Origin of the sequence: Phaeacidiphilus oryzae TH49, from assembly GCF_000744815.1 — a bacterium.
Classification (GTDB): Bacteria; Actinomycetota; Actinomycetes; order Streptomycetales; family Streptomycetaceae; genus Phaeacidiphilus; species Phaeacidiphilus oryzae.
This window is the reverse complement of record NZ_JQMQ01000005.1, coordinates 2700069-2717482: the sequence shown is the minus strand read 5'-3', so window position 1 is coordinate 2717482 and position 17414 is coordinate 2700069. Positions and strand designations below refer to the sequence as shown.

16 protein-coding genes are annotated in these 17414 nt (G+C 72.6%); 8 read left to right on the top strand and 8 right to left on the bottom strand.

All coding sequences use genetic code 11. The features are described 5' to 3' along the window. Positions 1-9 precede the first annotated feature (9 nt). Positions 10-723 (bottom strand): M50 family metallopeptidase, encoded by a 714-nt coding sequence (locus BS73_RS15895; RefSeq protein ID WP_037573031.1) that lies wholly within the window; start codon positions 721-723, stop codon positions 10-12. 142 nt (positions 724-865) lie between these two features. Between BS73_RS15895 and BS73_RS15890 the strand changes: the two genes are divergently transcribed. The 8 genes from BS73_RS15890 to def all read left to right on the top strand — a co-directional run bounded on the left by BS73_RS15890 (position 866) and on the right by def (position 9015). Then, positions 866-1642 (top strand): SOS response-associated peptidase, encoded by a 777-nt coding sequence (locus tag BS73_RS15890; RefSeq protein ID WP_037573029.1) that lies wholly within the window; start codon positions 866-868, stop codon positions 1640-1642. Continuing rightward, complete coding sequence (locus tag BS73_RS15885; protein ID WP_037573024.1) at positions 1642-2298, top strand: alpha/beta hydrolase family protein; 657 nt, start codon at positions 1642-1644, stop codon at positions 2296-2298. The genes BS73_RS15890 and BS73_RS15885 overlap by 1 nt, the downstream gene beginning before the upstream one ends. A gap of 264 nt (positions 2299-2562) precedes the next feature. Continuing rightward, entirely contained in the window at positions 2563-3381 is an 819-nt protein-coding gene (locus BS73_RS15880; RefSeq protein WP_084704099.1) for a sigma-70 family RNA polymerase sigma factor, read from the top strand. After that, on the top strand, positions 3378-3668 hold the full coding sequence (gene rsrA, locus BS73_RS15875) for a mycothiol system anti-sigma-R factor (RefSeq protein ID WP_037573022.1): 291 nt from the start codon (positions 3378-3380) through the stop codon (positions 3666-3668). Before BS73_RS15880 ends, rsrA begins: the two co-directional genes overlap by 4 nt. Positions 3669-3946: 278 nt before the next feature. Further along, positions 3947-5722: an HD-GYP domain-containing protein gene (locus BS73_RS15870; protein ID WP_063837002.1), complete on the top strand. Its 1776-nt coding sequence runs from the start codon at positions 3947-3949 to the stop codon at positions 5720-5722. Positions 5723-5730: 8 nt separating this feature from the next. Continuing rightward, entirely contained in the window at positions 5731-7191 is a 1461-nt protein-coding gene (locus BS73_RS40365; RefSeq protein WP_265736861.1) for an HD-GYP domain-containing protein, read from the top strand. Positions 7192-7372: 181 nt separating this feature from the next. Further along, positions 7373-8332: a tetratricopeptide repeat protein gene (locus tag BS73_RS15860; protein ID WP_037573019.1), complete on the top strand. Its 960-nt coding sequence runs from the start codon at positions 7373-7375 to the stop codon at positions 8330-8332. A 74-nt stretch (positions 8333-8406) separates the two neighbouring features. After that, positions 8407-9015, top strand: coding sequence for a peptide deformylase (gene def / locus BS73_RS15855; RefSeq protein WP_037573013.1), 609 nt, complete (start codon positions 8407-8409; stop codon positions 9013-9015). Between the two features lie 216 nt (positions 9016-9231). Here def and mctP read toward each other — a convergent pair whose 3' ends face one another. From mctP to BS73_RS15820, 7 genes are all read right to left on the bottom strand, one after another. Beyond that, positions 9232-10863 (bottom strand): monocarboxylate uptake permease MctP, encoded by a 1632-nt coding sequence (mctP, locus tag BS73_RS15850; RefSeq protein WP_037573002.1) that lies wholly within the window; start codon positions 10861-10863, stop codon positions 9232-9234. Beyond that, on the bottom strand, positions 10860-11096 hold the full coding sequence (locus BS73_RS15845; protein ID WP_322987270.1) for a DUF3311 domain-containing protein: 237 nt from the start codon (positions 11094-11096) through the stop codon (positions 10860-10862). The genes mctP and BS73_RS15845 overlap by 4 nt, the downstream gene beginning before the upstream one ends. A gap of 281 nt (positions 11097-11377) precedes the next feature. Beyond that, positions 11378-12145 (bottom strand): GntR family transcriptional regulator, encoded by a 768-nt coding sequence (locus tag BS73_RS15840; protein WP_037572998.1) that lies wholly within the window; start codon positions 12143-12145, stop codon positions 11378-11380. A gap of 66 nt (positions 12146-12211) precedes the next feature. Beyond that, positions 12212-13753: a glycoside hydrolase family 3 protein gene (locus BS73_RS15835; RefSeq protein WP_037572996.1), complete on the bottom strand. Its 1542-nt coding sequence runs from the start codon at positions 13751-13753 to the stop codon at positions 12212-12214. Positions 13754-13835: 82 nt separating this feature from the next. Next, complete coding sequence (locus tag BS73_RS15830; protein ID WP_037572995.1) at positions 13836-14723, bottom strand: carbohydrate ABC transporter permease; 888 nt, start codon at positions 14721-14723, stop codon at positions 13836-13838. After that, entirely contained in the window at positions 14723-15733 is a 1011-nt protein-coding gene (locus BS73_RS15825; RefSeq protein ID WP_037572994.1) for a carbohydrate ABC transporter permease, read from the bottom strand. Before BS73_RS15825 ends, BS73_RS15830 begins: the two co-directional genes overlap by 1 nt. A gap of 114 nt (positions 15734-15847) precedes the next feature. After that, complete coding sequence (locus BS73_RS15820; protein ID WP_037572993.1) at positions 15848-17179, bottom strand: extracellular solute-binding protein; 1332 nt, start codon at positions 17177-17179, stop codon at positions 15848-15850. Positions 17180-17414 lie beyond the last annotated feature (235 nt).

The following is a 17414-nucleotide window of genomic DNA, read 5'->3' as shown; positions in this document are numbered from 1 at the left end:
CCCCGGCCCCTATGCGCGGAGCAGCCACCGCCCGCCGGTGGCGAGGCAGACGAGCGAGACCGCGAAGAACAGAGTCACCCACAGCACGCCGGGCACCTTGGTCAACCGGCCCAGCTGATCGGCGTCCGAGTCCGGCGCGCCGCCGCGCCGCCGCTTGCGCTGGAGCTCGACGACCGGCCGCATCCCGGCCAGCAGCAGGAACCACACCGCGAGGTAGCCGAAGAAGGCCTGCACCAGCGCCGAGCCGAACCAGGAGACCGCGAAGCAGACCGCGCCGGTGACCAGCACCGTCACCGCCCCGTAGGCGTTGCGCACCTCGATCAGGACGCAGAGGAGCAGCAGGACGAAGGCCCACAGCAGCGCGGTCAGGTGACCGTCGGTCAGCAGCCAGGCGCCGCCCAGGCCCAGCAGCGAGGGGGCGATGTAGCCCGCGGCGGCGGTCAGCACCATCCCGGGCCCGTACGGCTTGCCGGAGGAGACGGTCAGACCGGAGGTGTCCGAGTGGAGGCGTATGCCGTGCAGCCGGCGCCGCATCAGCACCGCTGTCAGGGCGTGGCCGCCCTCGTGGGCGATGGTCACCAGGTTCCGGGTGTACCGCCACACGGCCGTGGGCAGCACGGCGGCCAGGGCGATCGCGCCGGCGGTCAGCACCGCCCAGGAGGGCGGGGCCGCCTGGACTCCGGTGACCTGCTGCCAGACGTCGCTGATGGACTGAGCCTGCATGCGTCGGTGCCTCGCGGATGTGTCGGGGGTCGTTGGGCTGTCCGGGGGTGCGCAGCCTCCCACGAGAGGACGACCGGAGGACAGTCGCCGGTTCACGCGGTATTCACACCGTGCCCGAACCGCAGGTGGCAGGGTGGTACGCATGTGCGGTCGTTATGCGTCGAGCCGGAAGCCCGAGGACCTGGTCGAACTCTTCGAGGTCGAGCGCTGGGACAGCGCCGAGACCTACGCCCCGGACTACAACATCGCCCCGACCAAGCAGGTGCCGGCCATCCTGGAGCGCCCGGTGAAGGAGGAGGGCGGGGCGGTCCGGCGGCAGCTGCGGCTGCTGCGCTGGGGCCTGGTCCCGTCGTGGTCCAAGTCACCCGACACCGGGGTGAAGATGATCAACGCCCGGGCCGAGACGGTCCACGAGAAGCCCTCCTACCGGCGGGCCTTCGCCTCCCGGCGCTGCCTGCTGCCGGCCGACGGGTACTACGAGTGGATGACGGACGAGACGGCTTCCGCGGACGGGAAGGGGAAGAAGGCGAAGAAGCAGCCGTACTTCATCTCCCCGGCGGACGGCTCGGTGATGGCGATGGCCGGGCTCTTCGAGTTCTGGCGGGACCGGACCCGGCCGGACGACGACCCGGCCGCCTGGTGGGCGACCTGCACCGTGATCACCACGGAGGCCGAGGACGAGCTGGGCCGGATCCACCCCCGGATGCCGCTGGTGATGCGGCCCGGCAGCTGGGACCGCTGGCTGGACCCGTCGGTGGACGACGTGGACGAGCTGCGCTCGCTGCTGGTGCCGCCGCAGCCGGGGCAGATGGCGATGTGGCCGGTGTCCACCGAGGTGAACTCGGTGCGCAACAACGGGCCCGAGCTGGAGCGGCGGATAGGCGAGGACCTCGGCCCGGAGGGTGCGACGCTGTTCTGATGAGCGATCAGATCATGGTGGAGACCCCGGCCGGTCCGGCGCGGGTCACCTTTCGGCGGGCAGTCGGGGAGCCGTGGTGCCTGCTGCTGGTCTCGCACGGGGCCGGTGGCGGGATCGAGGCCCGCGACCTCGTCGCGCTGGCCGAGGCGCTGCCGGCGCACGGGGTGACCGTGGGGCTGGTGGAGCAGCCGTGGCGGGTGGCCGGCAAGCGGCTGGCGCCGGCGCCGGCCCGGCTGGACGAGGGGTGGCGGGCGGTCGCGGCCGCGCTGGAGGAGTCGGGGGAGACGAAGGGGCTGACCGTCGTCGCCGGCGGGCGGAGCGCGGGGGCGCGGGTGGCGTGCCGGGTCGGGCGGGAGACGGGGGCGTCGGCGGTGCTGGCGCTGTCCTTTCCGCTGCATCCGCCGGGCAGGCCGGAGAGGTCCCGGGCGGAGGAGCTGCTGGGCGCGGGGGTGCCGGTGCTGGTCCTGCAGGGGGAGCGGGATCCGTTCGGGCGGCCGGAGGAGTTCCCGGCGCTGCCGTCCGCCATGCGCCTGGTCCCGGTGCCGGCGGGCGACCACGGCTTCGCCGTCCCCAAGCGCGCGCCGGTCACCCAGGAGGAGTCCCTGACCACGCTGACCCGCGCCGCTACCGACTGGCTCCTGTCGCTCCGCGCCTAGCGTCCTGCCCCGGCCCCGCCCCTTCCCGTTTCCCGGGGCTGCCGCCCCGGACCCCGGTGAGCCCGAAGGGCGGGTAAGGGGCGCGGGGAAGTGCGCGCCCGGCTGGCGACTGCCCGCAGTCGGCTGGCCGCGCAGTTCCCCGCGCCTCTTACCCGCGCCTCGGCGCTGCGCTCGGGGCGGGGCTTCCGGCCGGCGGGAATGGTTCGGGGGCGGGGGTGGTTGTTCGGCACGTCCGCCGAACGCCCGAGTGGAAGGCAGCGCTTCATGGTTTCAGCCGCATGCCCGCCTCGCCCCCAGCCGCAGAACTGGGGTGCATGGCCTGTCGCGGGCGTTTCCGCGGCGAGCCCGATATCCTCCCTGTCGGACCGGTCCGCCGTCGTGGACCGGGGGTTCGTCGCCGAGGAGGTGGGTCCGGTCGCCGAGACCGAGGGAGCCGGGGGGACCGGAGGAGACGAGACGTTCCGCGTCTCCGCCGAAGAGTCCGAAGCCGAGCGAAGCGCACGCTTCGAGCGGGACGCGCTGGGCTACCTGGACCAGATGTACTCCGCCGCGCTGCGGATGACCCGCAACCCCGCGGACGCGGAGGATCTGCTGCAGGAGACCTTCGCCAAGGCGTTCGCCTCCTTCCACCAGTTCCGCGAGGGCACCAACCTCAAGGCCTGGCTGTACCGGATCCTGACCAACACGTTCATCAACTCCTACCGGAAGAAGCAGCGCGAGCCGCAGCGCACCGGTGCGGAGGAGATCGAGGACTGGCAGCTGGCCCGCGCCGAGTCGCACATGTCGACAGGTCTGCGTTCGGCCGAGGCGCAGGCGCTGGATCATCTGCCGGACAGTGATGTGAAGCAGGCCCTGCAGGCGATCCCGGAGGAGTTCCGGATCGCCGTCTACCTCGCGGACGTAGAGGGGTTTGCCTACAAGGAGATCGCCGACATCATGGGAACACCCATCGGTACGGTGATGTCCCGACTGCACCGCGGACGGCGTCAGCTCCGCGGGATGCTCGAGGACTACGCCCGTGACCGTGGACTGGTCCCGGCCGGCGGAGGCCCCGGGGAGAACGGGAAAGGCGCGGGCTCATGAGCTGCGGCAACCACCACGACACGGACTGCGGCGAGGTGCTCGACCACCTCTATGAGTTCCTCGACAACGAGATGGGCGAGGACGACTACGCCAAGCTGCGCCAGCACTTCGACGAGTGCTCGCCGTGCCTGCAGAAGTACGGCCTGGAGCAGGCGATCAAGGCGCTGGTGAAGCGCTCCTGCGGCTGCGACACCGCGCCGAGCGATCTGCGCGGCAAGGTGCTGGCCAGGATCGAGCGGATCCGGGCCGGGCTGCCGCAGGAGGACGAGCCGGTCCAGCAGACCTGAGTCGCCTCCCGGCCCTCTCCGGTTCACCCGCGGTTCCCCTGAGCGACGACCGAGCGATACCGATCGGCGTACGCCCCTGACGCGACATCAGTCGCCGGGGGCGTACGCCGTTCTGCTGCCGTCTCACCCTTTCGAGTGAGGGGAAACGACTCCGGACGGCGTAAAGAGCAGAGAACGCCTTGCGCGTCCGCTTCCCGACTTATCTTGTGGGGCGACGACAGACGTTGGTTGCACGTTGGCAGGGGGAGGCCGAGATTTCCACGACGTCCACCGCCGTTGTGCGGCGGCCGGCGCTGCGCCCGCGACCCACCGCCGGCGGTTATCTCGCCGCGACGGCCGCGCTCGCCGCCGTCTCCACGCTCACCCTGCTGCCCGGCGCGGCGGCGGTGCTGCCCGGCGCGCGGCTCCTCTCCGCGGGCCCCCTGCCGGACGCTCCGGCCCGGGCGGCGGTGCTGACCCTGCTGGCCTTCGGCTGCGAATGGGCCGGACTTCGCTCGGACCATCGCCGAGGCAATTGCCAAAACGAATCAGCACACTTCAGGGCGGTGGGTGCGCCCTACTTCCCGGTGCTCATCGGGGCGGTGCTGATGCTGCCCCCGGCGGCGGCCGGACTGGTACCGCTGCCGGGCCTCCTGCTGGCCGCGGTGTACGCCCGGCGGTCCGCGGGCGGCGGGGAGCCGCGACGGGTGCTGCGGCCGCTGTGGAACGCGGCCCAGCTGGCGCTGGCCGCGAACTGCGCGGGCCTGGTCTTCCGGCTGCTGGACGGGCCGCGGCTGCTCCGGGCGGCGCTGCCCGGCGGCGGGGTCGAGGGCGGGCGCGGGCTGTCGCTGCCGGCCCTGCTGATCCCGGCCTGGCCGGCCACCCTCGCGTATGTGCTGACCGGAGCGGCGCTGGTGGCCGGGGCCCGGATGCTGGTCGAAGGGGTCGACCGGCGGACCGCGACTCGGGGGCTGCTCCGCCGCAGCCTCCTCCCCGCGCTGGCGCACGGCCTCGTCGGGCTGCTGATGGTGGTGCTCTGGCAGGGACCTTACGGGGCCTTCGCGGGGGCCTTGGTGCTGCTGCCGCTGACCGTCTCGGCGTGGGTGCTCCGGCTGTACGCCAGGGAGCAGGCGGCGCACGCGGCCACCGTCCGGGCCCTGGTCCAGGCAGTGGAGATCAAGGACTCCTACACCCGCGGGCACTCGGAGCGGGTCGGCCGGGCCGCCGTGCTGATGGCCGGCCAGCTGGGGATGGACGAGGAGCGGATCGCCTCGCTGCGGGTCGCCGGGACCCTCCACGACATCGGCAAGCTGGGCGTGCCGACCCGGGTGCTGCGCAAGAACGGCCCGCTGACCCCGGCCGAGCGCCGGGCGATCGAGCTGCATCCCGAGTACGGGCACGAGATGGTGCGCGGGATCTCCTTCCTGGGGGAGGCCCGCGCCGGCATCCTCCACCACCACGAGCGCTGGGACGGCCGCGGCTACCCGTTCGGCCTGGCCGGCGACGCGATCCCGGAGTTCGCCCGGGTGATCGCGGTGGCCGACGCCTTCGACTCGATGACCTCCACCCGGTCCTACCGGCGCGCCCGCCCGGTCGCGGAGGCGGTGACCGAGCTGCGGCGGTGCTCGGGGAGCCAGTTCGACCCGGTGATGGTCGGCGCGCTGGTCTCGGCGGTCGGCCGGCACGGCTGGCAGGTCGAGCCCGGCCCGTCGGGACCCGAGATGGAGGGGGTGCCGGACATCCCGCTGGGCCTCCCGGAGAACCGCGGCCTGGAGCGGGCCCCGCTGAGCGGCTGCGGTTGCGGGTGCGGACAGGGGGACGACCGGCCGGCCGGCCCGGCGGACGGCGGCGAGCGTGCGGACCGGTTGGAGCGCGAGAACCAGCGGGAGCGGGAGAACCCGTGGGCGCGTGCGGACCCACCCGACCGGGAGGGCCGGCGCGAGCACGAGCGGCAGCGGGTGGAGGCGCGGGCGCTCGGTTCCAGGACGGCTGCCGGCCCCGTCCGGGCCGCGAGAGCGCCCGTCCGCAGCCCGGCCGGGGCGGCCCGGCCGCGGACGCTGAGGCGGCCTGAATGAGCGGGCCGGTGCGCCCGATCCCCCCGCTGATCGCCCGGTGGGCGTCCCTGGGCCCGGTAGCGGAGGCCGTGCGCCGGGCCGGGAGGGGCGCGCCGCTGGGCGGCGGCCCCCTGGCGGCCACCCTCGGTGCGGCCGTCGGGGCCGGCGTGTACGGCGCTGCCGGGCTGGCGGCCTGCGTCTCGGTGGCGGTGACCGCCTGGCGCGGCCTCGCCCAGCCCGGGGTGGCGCTGGCCTTCGGCGCCTTCGTCGCCGTGGGCGAGCTGGTGCGCACGGCCCTGCCGGGGGACCGGGAGCAGGCCCCGCTGGGCTCCGCGGGCGCGCTGGCGTACGCCCTGCTGGGCCCGGACCAGGGGCGGGCGACCAGCCACGGGGTGTTCCAGGTGGTGGCGGTGGCCTGGGTCGGCGGCCTGGTGGGGCTGGTCCCGCACCTGGTCCGGCGGCGGCTGCCGGATCCCGCGGTGCACGCCAGGCGGCTGCTGGTGGTGCTCTTCATCGCGGTGCTCTTCCAGCCCCTCTACGACTCCGGGACGCTGGACGCGCTGGGCGTCCGCGGGCCGCTCTACGGCCTCTTCCTGGCCGCCTGCGCGGCCCTGGCCGCGATCTGCGACGTCCTCCTCGCGGCCGTCCTGCGGTACTGCCGGGCGGGCTGCCGGACCGCCTTCGGCCGGACGCTGCGGGACGAGGTGAAGGCGCTGCTCGGGATCGGCTCGGCGATCGTGGCCACCGGGATGGTGATGGCGGTGGCGGTCGGCGAGGTGGGGCTGTGGGCCCTCCCGCTCTTCTCCGTGCCGCTGCTCCTCACCCAGGCCTCCTTCGGCCGGTACGCGGCGGTCCGGGCCACCCAGTGGCAGACCGTGCGCTCGCTGGCCAGGGCCTCCGAGGTGGCCGGCTACACCCTGCCCGGGCATGCCCGCCGGGTGGCCGACCTGGCCAGGCTCACCGGCCGCGAGCTGGGCCTCGGCGAGCGCGACCTGCGGATTCTGGAGCAGGCCGCGCTGATGCACGACCTGGGGCAGTTGTCGCTGGTGGACGCGGTGCCGGGCGGGGCCACGGTGATCCTCGCGGAGGACGAGCAGCGGCGGATCGCGGAGCTGGGCAGCGAGGTGGTGCTGCGGACGGGCGCGAGCGCGGAGATCGCCGAGGTGGCCGAGATCGTGGCCCGCCAGGCGGAGCCGTACCGGCCCGGCCCGCACCGGTCGGCCCCGCCGCTGGCCGCGCGGATCATCCGGGCCGCGAACGCCTTCGCGGACCTGACCGCCGAGGAGGAGCTCGAACGGGGGGCCGCGGTGGGGGCGGCCGTGGGGACGGCCGTCGGCGCGGGTGGGGGAACGGGGGTGATCGGGGCCGGAGGGGCTCAGGAGCGCCTCGCGGACCGGCTGGAGGTCCTGGAACGCCTGCGCCTCCGATCCGCTCGTGAGTTCGATCCCCGGGTTGTGGAGGCGCTGGCCCGGGTCTGTACTCGGTCGTAGGGAGCGCCGTTCGGCCCGGTCGTGGTTGGATGCCGAGCGGGGGTCGCCGAAAGGCTTCCGGGCCTTGGCAATTGGGCAGGGAACGGGGTGAGCGGCTGACCACGAGAGACAGGGACGCACACATTCCGCAGGGGACCCGGGCCGGAAGGCGCCGGGCGGACAGACAGTGGCAGGCCGAAACGTGAGGATCTTCAACCGGGCGCGGCACCGGCCGTCCGCCACTTGGCGGCGGACGACCGACCGGGCCTTCACGCTGATCGGTGACGGGCGCTACGAGGACGCCGGGGCCCTCCTGGTGATGGCCGCCGACCTCGAGCCCTGGCTCTCCGACTCCTGGTACAACCTGGCCCTGCTGCACAAGTTCAAGCGGGACTGGGAGCAGGCGCGGGCCGCCGGGCTGCGCGCCGTCGCCCTGCTGGACCGGCACCCGGGCGCCCCCGACTGGTGGAACCTGGGGATCGCCGCCACCGCCCTCCAGGACTGGCCGCTGGCCCGCCGCGCCTGGCAGGCGTACGGGCTGAAGGTGCCGGTCGGCGAGGGCCCGGTGGCGCTGGACTTCGGCACCACCCCGGTGCGGCTCTCCCCGGCCGGGGAGTCCGAGGTGGTCTGGGGCCGGCGGATCGATCCGGCACGGGTCGAGGTGCTGTCCATCCCGCTGCCCTCCTCGGGCCGCCGCTGGGGCGAGGTGGTGCTGCACGACGGCGCCCCGCACGGCGAGCGGGTCGCCGACGGGGTGCCGTACCCCGTCTTCGACGAGATCGAGCTGTGGGCGCCGTCCCCCGTGCCGACGTACGTGGTGCTGCTGCAGGCCGCCGAGGAGCGGGACCGGGACGCGCTGGAGCGGCTGGTCTCCGAGGCCGGGTACGCCGCCGAGGACTGGACCTCCTCGGTGCGGCTGCTCTGCCGCACCTGCTCGGAGAGCCGGATGGACATCGACGACGGCCTCACCGGCCACCACGACCCGCATGACGACGGGCATCTGGGCGGGCATCTCAGCCACCGCTCGCTCGGCGCCTCCTGGGTGCCGGAGCGGGAGTGCGGTCTCGCGGCCCCGCCGAAGCTGGTCGGGGCGCTGCTGGACCGCTGGGTGGCGGCGCGGCCGGAGGCCCGCGGGTACCGGGACCTCGAAGAGGTCTGCTGAGGCGGAACCATCCCGCCGGGACCCGTAACCTGGTCCTTCGCAAGGGACAGGTCGAGGAAGGCGTGACACGGGCGATGGCGGAGCAGCAGGCGGAAGAGCGGCAGGTCGACCAGAAGGTGGTCGGCGAGCTTCCGGACACCTCCAAGGGGACCGTTCGGCCGATCACGGTGGTCGGCAACCCGGTGCTGCACCGCCCCTGCAAGCCGGTCACCGACTTCGGCGCGGAGTTCCAGGCGCTGGTCGACGACATGTTCGTGTCGATGTACGCGGCGGACGGGGTCGGCCTCGCGGCCAACCAGATCGGCGTCGACCAGCGGGTCTTCGTCTACGACTGCCCCGACGACGAGGGCGTCCGGCATGTCGGGGTGCTGGCCAACCCGGTGCTGGACGAGCTGGACCCGGCGGAGCGGACGCTGGACGAGTCGCCGGAGGGCTGCCTGTCCGTGCCGGGGGCGTACGTGGACCTGGCCCGCCCGGACTTCGCGGTGGCCCGCGGGCGGGACCGCGAGGGCAACGAGGTGAGCGTCGAGGGGACCGGTTTCTTCGCGCGCTGCCTGCAGCACGAGACCGACCACCTGAACGGCTACCTGTACATCGACCGGCTGTCGAAGCGGGACCGCAAGGACGCGATGCGCCAGATGGCGAAGAAGACGGTCGGCTACGAGACGGTCCCGAACGACTGACGCAAACGGCGCCGCCCCGGGCACTGCGCCGCAGGCGCGCGCAGGGGCGCGGGGAACTGCGCGGCCGGCCGCAAACGGCGCCGCACTCGGCAACGGCCACTGGGCTGCAACCCAGACTCCGCTGCCGGGTGCGGCGCCGTTGCGTGCGGGCCGCGCAGTTCCCCGCGCCCCTTGCCTGCGCCTGCGGCGCTGCGCTCGGGGCGCGCGGCGCGTGGGTCAGCTTGCCGTCGGGGCCAGGGGGAGGTCCTCGGCGGTCTCGGGGTCGCCCTTGTCGGCCGTGTAGTCGGACGGCTGGGTCTCGTCCCGGCCGGCGGGGGCCTTCAGGGCGCGGAAGATCAGGGTGAAGACCACCGCGACGACCGCGTTCAGGACGAAGGCGGTCAGGCCCACGTAACCGGTGTGGCCCAGGCCGGGGATGTTGACGCTGGAGCCGCCGAAGTGCGAGCCCGGCTTGCCCGGCGCCGCCACGCTGTACGCGCCCCAGGTGCCGTAGGCCATGCCCGCCGCCCAGCCGATGAGCAGCGCCCAGCGGTGGAACCAGCGGGTGAAGAGGCCGCCGACCAGGGACGGGAAGGTCTGCAGGATCCAGATCCCGCCCAGCAGCTGGAGGTTGATGGCGAAGGACTTGTCCATGCCCAGGACGAAGACCAGCGCCCCCACCTTCACCAGCAGCGAGACGATCTTGGAGACCTTGGTCTCCTGCTCCGGGGTGGCGTCCGGCTTGATGAAGTCGCGGAAGACGTTCCGGGTGAACAGGTTGGCGGCGGCGATCGACATGATGGCCGCGGGGACCAGCGCGCCGATGCCGATCGCGGCGAAGGCGATGCCGGTGAACCAGCTCGGGAACATCCGGTCGAACAGCTCGGGGACCGCCAGCTGCGCGTTGAAGCCGGTGACGCCCTTGCCGACGCCGGCCGCGATCGCCATGAAGCCCAGGAGGGCGAGGAAGCCCAGCATCAGCGAGTAGGCGGGCAGCACCGCGGTGTTGCGGCGGACCGTCACCCGGCTCTTGGAGGAGAGGACGCCGGTGACCGAGTGCGGGTACATGAACAGGGCCATCGCCGAGCCGAGGGCGAGGGTGGCGTACGCCCACTGGCCCTGCGCGCCGACGATCAGCGAGCCCTTGGGCTTGCCGGTGGCCGGGTTGGTCTTGGACAGCGAGTCGGCCGCGGAGTGGAAGACGTGGCCCCAGCCGCCCAGCCGCATCGGGATGTAGATCGCGGCCACGATGATCACGATGTAGATCAGGGTGTCCTTGACGAACGCGATCAGCGCGGGGGCGCGCAGGCCGGACGAGTAGGTGTACGCGGCCAGCACGGCGAACGCGATCAGCAGCGGCAGGTCCTTCATGAACCCGCTCGACCCGCCCAGGCCCAGGGTGTCCAGCACCGCCTGGATGCCCACCAGCTGGAGGGCGATGTACGGCATGGTGGCGAGGATGCCGGTGAGCGCGACGGCCAGGGAGAGCCCGCGCGAGCCGTAGCGGCCCTTCACGAAGTCGGCGGGGGTGACGTACCCGCGCCGGTGGGAGACCGACCAGAGCCGCGGCAGGAAGAGGAAGACCAGCGGGTAGCAGATGATCGTGTACGGCACCGCGAAGAAGCCGGCCCCGCCGGTGCCGAAGACCGCCGCCGGGACGGCGATGAAGGTGTACGCGGTGTACAGGTCGCCGCCCAGCAGGAACCAGGTGATCCAGGTGCCGAAGCTGCGGCCGCCGAGCCCCCACTCGTCCAGGTGCAGCGCGTTGTCCGCGCGGCGCCAGCGGGCGGCGAGGAAGCCCAGCACGGTGACCAGGGCGAAGAAGAAGATGAAGACGCCGAGGGCGACTCCGTTGAGTCCGTGGTTCATCGCTGCTCGGCCTCTCCTTCGGCGGCGCCGGCGCGTGCCGCGCGGAGCGCCTTGCGCGCCTTCTCCTCACGCCGGACCAGGACGTACGCGATCGCGGTGAGTGCGGCCGAGATCAGTACCCAGATCATCTGGTACCAGTAGAAGAACGGCCAACCGCCCAGCGTGGGACCGGTCTTGGAGTAGGAGGAGACCCACAGCAGAGCCACGAAGGGCGCGATGACCAATATGGCCACGACCACCCTGGTGGGGGTGATCACGGGAAGGCCGTCCGCTGAGGAGGGGCTCTGCGGGCCCCTCGGCTCAGGAACGGCGGCGGGCGGCGGTGACTCTGCCATGGCGCGGCTCCGAGAATGCTCGTGCTTATGCAATCCTGATGAGGCAGGAAATCTATGGCAAAGGCATCGCCAAGTCACGAGGTCCGACGGATAATCCCGCGTTCTGGGCGATCGACATCGGGCGTAATCCGGTCAAGTCCGGAAAAGCCTCGCGGTATTCCGCGTGAACTGACGAACCGTCAATTCGGTCGGCGAAGCCGGGCGGTGAACTTGTAGCGGTCGCCGCGGTAGACCGAGCGCACCCATTCCACCGGCTCGCCCCGGTCGTCGAAGGAGTGCCGGGAGAGGAGCAGCATCGGCAGGCCGACGTCGGTGCCGAGCTGCCCGGCCTCGCGCGGGGTGGCCAGCGAGGTCTCGATGGTCTCCTCGGCCTCGGCCACCGCCACCCCGTACACCTCGGCCAGGGCCGCGTAGAGCGAGGAGTGCTTGACGAGGTTGCGGCGGAGGGCCGGGAAGCGCTTGGCCGAGAGGTGGGCGGTCTCGATCGCCATCGGGTCGCCGTTGGCCAGCCGGAGGCGCTCGATGCGCAGGACCCGGCCGCCCGGGCGGATGTCCAGCAGGCCGGCCAGCCGGTCGTCCGCGCTGATGTAGCCCACCTCCAGCAGGCGGGAGGTCGGCTCCAGGCCCTGCGCCCTCATGTCCTCGGTGTACGAGGTCAGTTGGAGCGCCTGGGACACCTTGGGCTTGGCCACGAAGGTGCCCTTGCCCTGGATGCGCTCCAGCCGGCCCTCGACCACCAGCTCCTGGAGCGCCTGCCGGACGGTGGTGCGGGAGGTCTCGAACTCCAGGGCCAGGGTGCGCTCCGGCGGCACGGGGGTGCCGGGGGCCTGGGTCCGGGTGATCTCCAGGAGATGCCGCTTGAGGCGGTAGTACTTCGGCACGCGGGCGCTGACCACCGCGGTGGGAGCGGCGTTCGAGTCGTCCTGCTGGACCCCTTCGGTGGTCATCCCGCTGTCTTCTCCCTCTGACTGGCCAGTTCGCCCTATGGTGGCATGTCTTCACCCGGAAGCGGCTCAGGTCCCCGCGGGGTCCGGGGTGCGCCCGGTCAGTGCCTCGGCCGCGGCGACGCCGCAGACCCGGGCGCTGCCGCGGGTCGCCAGCACCGTGGTGCCGTTGGCCGCGAACAGTTCGTGCAGGCCGTGGCCGGTGCCGACCTCCACCACGACGGTGTCCGGGCGGCGTTCGGTGATCGCCAGTACCGCCCGGCGCATCCACTCGTAACGGTGGACGTCGCGGACCACGGCCACCAGCGGCCGGCCGACGGCCGCGCCGACCAGCGGCTCGATGTCCACCCGGGGGACCGCCCCGCCCCCCGACGGGGCGGTCACCCGGGTCATGGTGGTCCCGGGGACCAGCTCGGCGAGGGGGCCGGCCACGCCCCAGGCGGTCTCGTCGCCCACCGCGATGTTCGCCACCGGAGTGAACTCGAGTACGTGCGGCACGCCGTGCAGCGGCGTCAGCTTCCCCTCCAGGTGGAGCGCCCGCCGGGCGGCCGTCAGGCCGATGGCCCGGTGGCCGTTGGCGCCGGTGCGCACGCCCCCGCCTCCGGCCGACGCCTCGCGCCCCTCGCGCGCCCAGGCCGCCGCCGCCCGGTTGCGCTCGGCGGCCTCGTGCAGCCGCTCCTCGGGGAGCCGGCCCTCCCGGACCGCCCAGACCAGGGCGTCCCGCAGATAGGTGAAGGCGTCCTCGTCGCGCAGGCCGCCGCCGACGCAGATGGTGTCGGCGCCGCCGGCGATCGCCCGTACGGTGCCGGCCGCCACCCCGTGGGTGCCGGAGATCGCGGCCATCTCGATGCCGTCGGTGACGATCAGCCCGCCGAAGCCCAGCTCCTCGCGGAGCAGCCCGGTGAGGATCCGCCGGGACATGGTGGCCGGCAGCGCCTCGTCGTAGGCGGGGAAGAGGATGTGGGCGGTCATCACCGCCCGTACCCCGGCCTCGATCGCGGCCCGGAACGGCCGGAGGTGCTCGGCGAAGGCCTCCTCGTCCAACTCGATCCGGGGCAGCCCGAGGTGGGAGTCGACGGCGGTGTCCCCATGCCCGGGGAAGTGCTTGGCGCAGGCCGCGACCCCCGCCGACTGCAGCCCGCGGACGTAGGCGGCGGTGTGCCGGGCGGCCAGCTCGCCGTCCCCGCCGAAGGAGCGGACGCCGATCACCGGGTTGTCCGGGTTGGAGTTGACGTCCGCGTCCGGCGCGTAGTCCAGGCCGATGCCGACGCCGGCCAGGTCCCGGCCGATCGAGCGGGCGACCGCCTCGGTCAGCTCGGTGTCGTCCACCGCGCCCAGCGCGAGGTTGCCGGGGTAGGAGGAGCCGCTGTCGGTCTCCAGCCGGGTGACGTCGCCGCCCTCCTCGTCGGTGGCCACCAGGATCTCCGGATTGAGGGCGTACAGCTCCCCGGTGAGCGCGGCGACCTGGGCGGTGTCCCGGACGTTCCGCCCGTAGAGCGCGACGCCGCCGAGGGCGCGTTCGCCGATCGCCCTGCGCACCCACTCGGGGGCGGTCAGCCCGGCGAATCCGGGCTGCAGCACCGCGCCAGCGTCACTCCGCAGGTCATCCATGGTTTGCGTTACTCCTCGTCCCTCGGGCGGGATTCCGTACGTGTTGACGTGGGGTTGGCGTGCGATCGCCCTGCCGGGGTCGTCAGCCCTTGACCGCGCCCGCGGTCAGGCCGCCGGCCAGGCGCTTCTGCAGGAGGGTGAACAGGATGATCACCGGAAGCGAGATCAGCAGGCTGCCGGCCATCTGCGCGCCGTAGTCCGCGCCATGGGTCTGCGAGGCGCTCCAGCCGGTCAGCCAGACCATCGAGGTCTGCTTCCCCGCGCTGGTCAGCAGGGTGTTGGCGATGGCGAACTCGTTCCAGGCCTGGATCCAGCAGTAGACGCCGGTGGTGATCAGGCCGGGCACGGTCAGCGGCAGGACCACCCGGAAGAACGCGCCCCACTGGGTGCAGCCGTCCACCATCGCCGCCTCGTCCAGCTCCCGCGGGATGTTGACGATGAAGGTCCGCAGGGTCCACACCACGTACGGGATGGTGAACACCAGATAGGCCAGCACCACCCCGAACAGCTGGTCGTAGAGGCCCACCCGGTCCAGCACGATGAAGAGCGGGATGACCAGCGCCACCAGCGGCACCATCTGCACGATCAGCATGGCGACCACGAACGGGTTGCGCCCGGCGAACCGGAAGCGGGCGACGCCCACCGCGGCCATGAAGCCGACCGCGAGGCCGAGGACGATCGCGCCCACCGTGATGATCGCCGTGTTCAGCAGGTCGGTGGCGAAGTTGGAGTCCGCGAAGACGGTGCGGAAGCTGCCGAACTGGATACCGGTCGGCCAGAACTTCGGGTACGCGCTCAGCAGGTCCCGGCCCGGCTGCACGGCCGTCAGCAGCAGCCAGTAGAGCGGGAAGGCCATCACCGCGGCGAAGACCAGGGCCACCGTGTTCCACACCCCGGTCATCGCCCGGCTGCGGCCGGGGCCGGAGAAGCCCGTGGAGAGCCGGGCGGCCGGTGCTCGTCGATCAGCCATCAGTCCGACTCTCCCGTCCGCAGCGCCTGCCGGATGTACAGCACCAGGGCGGTCAGCATCAGCAGGATCATCGCGATGGAGATCACCGCGCTGCTGCTGTAGTGCGAGCTGCCGACGCCCTTCTCGTAGAGGTAGACCCCGATGACCTGGTAGCCGGCCTCGGGGGAGCCCGCCCGCAGCGCCATGATCTGCGGGAAGACCTGGAAGTCCCAGATGAAGCTGAGGGCGGTGGCGATCCCCAGGAACGGCCGGATCACCGGCAGGACGACGTGCCGGAAGCCCTGCCAGGCGGAGGCCCCGTCGATCCGGGCCGCCTCCGTCAGCTCCCGCGGGACCTGGCCGATCGCCGCGTGGAAGCCCAGCACCAGGAAGGGCAGCGCCCCCCAGACCACGACCGCCGCGACCACCACGTAGAGGCCCTGGTTCGCGTCCACGAACCAGTCGTGGTGCAGCATCCCCTTGCCGCCCAGCAGGTAGCAGAGGTAGTCGACGGCCCCGCCGTTGTTGGCGAAGAGCCAGCGGAAGAGCGTGCCGCTGACGATCGCCGGGATCGCCCAGACGAACATCAGCACGGTGAGGACGGTCACCCGCACCCAGCCGCTGACCCGGCCGAGCAGCGCGGCCACGGCCAGCGCCAGCACGATCGAGGCGACCACCACCTCGGCGGTGAAGATCAGACTCCGCTCGACCGAGGTCCAGAAGGTCGGGTCGGACAGCACCTTCTGGAAGGTGGCGAAGCCGATGTACTTGATCAGCGCCGGATTGGCCAGGTGGAGGTAGTCGTTGGCGTTCTGCAGGGCGAGCTGGACCAGTCTGACCAGCGGGTATCCGACGACGCCGAGCAGCACCGCCGTGGCGGGCAGGATCAGGGCGTAGGGGAGCCCTCCGCCGCTCCGCCGTTCACGCCGGTGCTCGCGCCGGCGGCGGCCGTCCGGCCCCGCACCCGGGCGGCCGCCGGCCGGCCCGCCCCGGCGTGCGCCGGCGGCGGTCCCATTGTCGATCGCGGTCATCCTCTGTCAGTCCTCCCGGGGTGGTCGTCCTCGCGCTGCGCGGCCTGGGGACGGGGCGGGGCGGGGTCGCGGGCCGTAGCCGGACTCCGCGCCCCGCACCCGTACCGAGTGCCGTCAGCTGCCGTTCAGGTCGCCCAGGATCGTGGTCTGCGCGGTGGCCAGGGACTTCTGCGGGTCCGCGCCGCCGGCGATCGCCGAGTACGCGTTCTGCAGCGCGGTCTCGTCGGAGGCCTGGCTCCAGAACTGGGAGTTGGGGATGAACCAGGTCTTGCCGGAGGCCGCCTGGCCGGAGGCCTGGTTCCCCGGGGAGACCGACTCGTACTTCGACATCAGCGTCTTGTTGTTGGGGATGGCGTACTTGGCCAGCATGGTCTGCCGCTGGGTGTCGGTGAAGATCCGGACGAACTCGGCGCCCAGGCCGGGGTTCTTGGCCTTGCTCGGCACCGCCATGTCCGAGCCGCCGAGCATCTGCGGCATGGTGCCGTTGCCGCTCGCGCTGGGCAGCGCCACGGTGGCCAGCTTGTCGGCGAGGGCGGGGTTGCCGCCGGCGCCGGGGGCGTTCGAACTGACCGTGGAGGCCTCGTAGCCCAGGCCGACGATGGCGGCGATGTTGCCCTTGGCCATCAGCTGGTCCTGGTTGGACTCGTCCACGGTGGTGCCGCCGACCGAGTAGTCCTGCTGGAACTGCTGCCAGGTCTTGACGCCCTTGATGAAGTTGGGCTCGGTCAGGGTGCCGGCCCAGCTGCCGTTGGTCTGGTTGGCGATGACGCCGTCGGTGCCGTAGGTGTCGGCGCCGAAGGCGGTGGCCACGTACCAGTCCTTGCCGGGCAGGTAGAGGGTGGAGAAGCCGGACTTGCCCGCGTTCTTCGCCTTCACCTTGTCCAGGTCGGCCTTGAGCTCGGCGAAGGTGGTGGGGGGAGTGGTGACCCCGGCGGCGGCGAAGATGTCCTTGCGGTAGATCAGGGTGCGCACGCCGGCGTAGTAGGGGACGGCGTAGGTCTTGCCCTGCGGGCTCTGGCCGGAGGCCGCCAGCGAGTCCAGCCAGCTCCCGGAGTTGGAGAACTTGGACTTCACACCGGTGAGGTCGACCAGCGCCCCGGCCGCTATGTACTTGGCGGTCTGGGTGTTGCCGAACTCGACCGCGTCGGGGGCGTTGCCGGAGAGCAGCGCGGTGTCGAGCTTCACCGAGTAGTTGGGCCAGGTCTGCCACTGGATGCTGACCTTGGCGCCGGTCTCCTTGGTGAACTGGTCCTCGGCCGACTTGACGACGTCCATCCAGCCCTTCTCGGCGTCCTGCTGGAGCCAGACGGTGATCGTCTTGCCCTTGCCGTCCGTGCTCAGCGTGCCCTGCGCTCCGGTGGTGGAGGTGCCGGACGAAGAACATGCTGCCGCGGAGAGGACGGTTGCGGTGGCGATCGCCGCCGCCGCTGCAATCTTGCGCTTCAAGGCATCCTCCGTTGATTGGTGTAGACCAATGGACGGAGGTTGGCACGTACCAATGCGGAGCGTCAAGGGTTCGCGCGGTCCGTTATCAACGCTTGACCGGAGCCCTGGGGCGAGGGTCAACGCCCTTGGTCGGATGTGCTGCTGACGCCCGTTCAGGCCGTTCGCGGGGGGAATGTCCGCGGATACCCGATCCGCCGTGCCCGGCCCGTCGGCAGGCGCCAATGGTCTGCGGCGG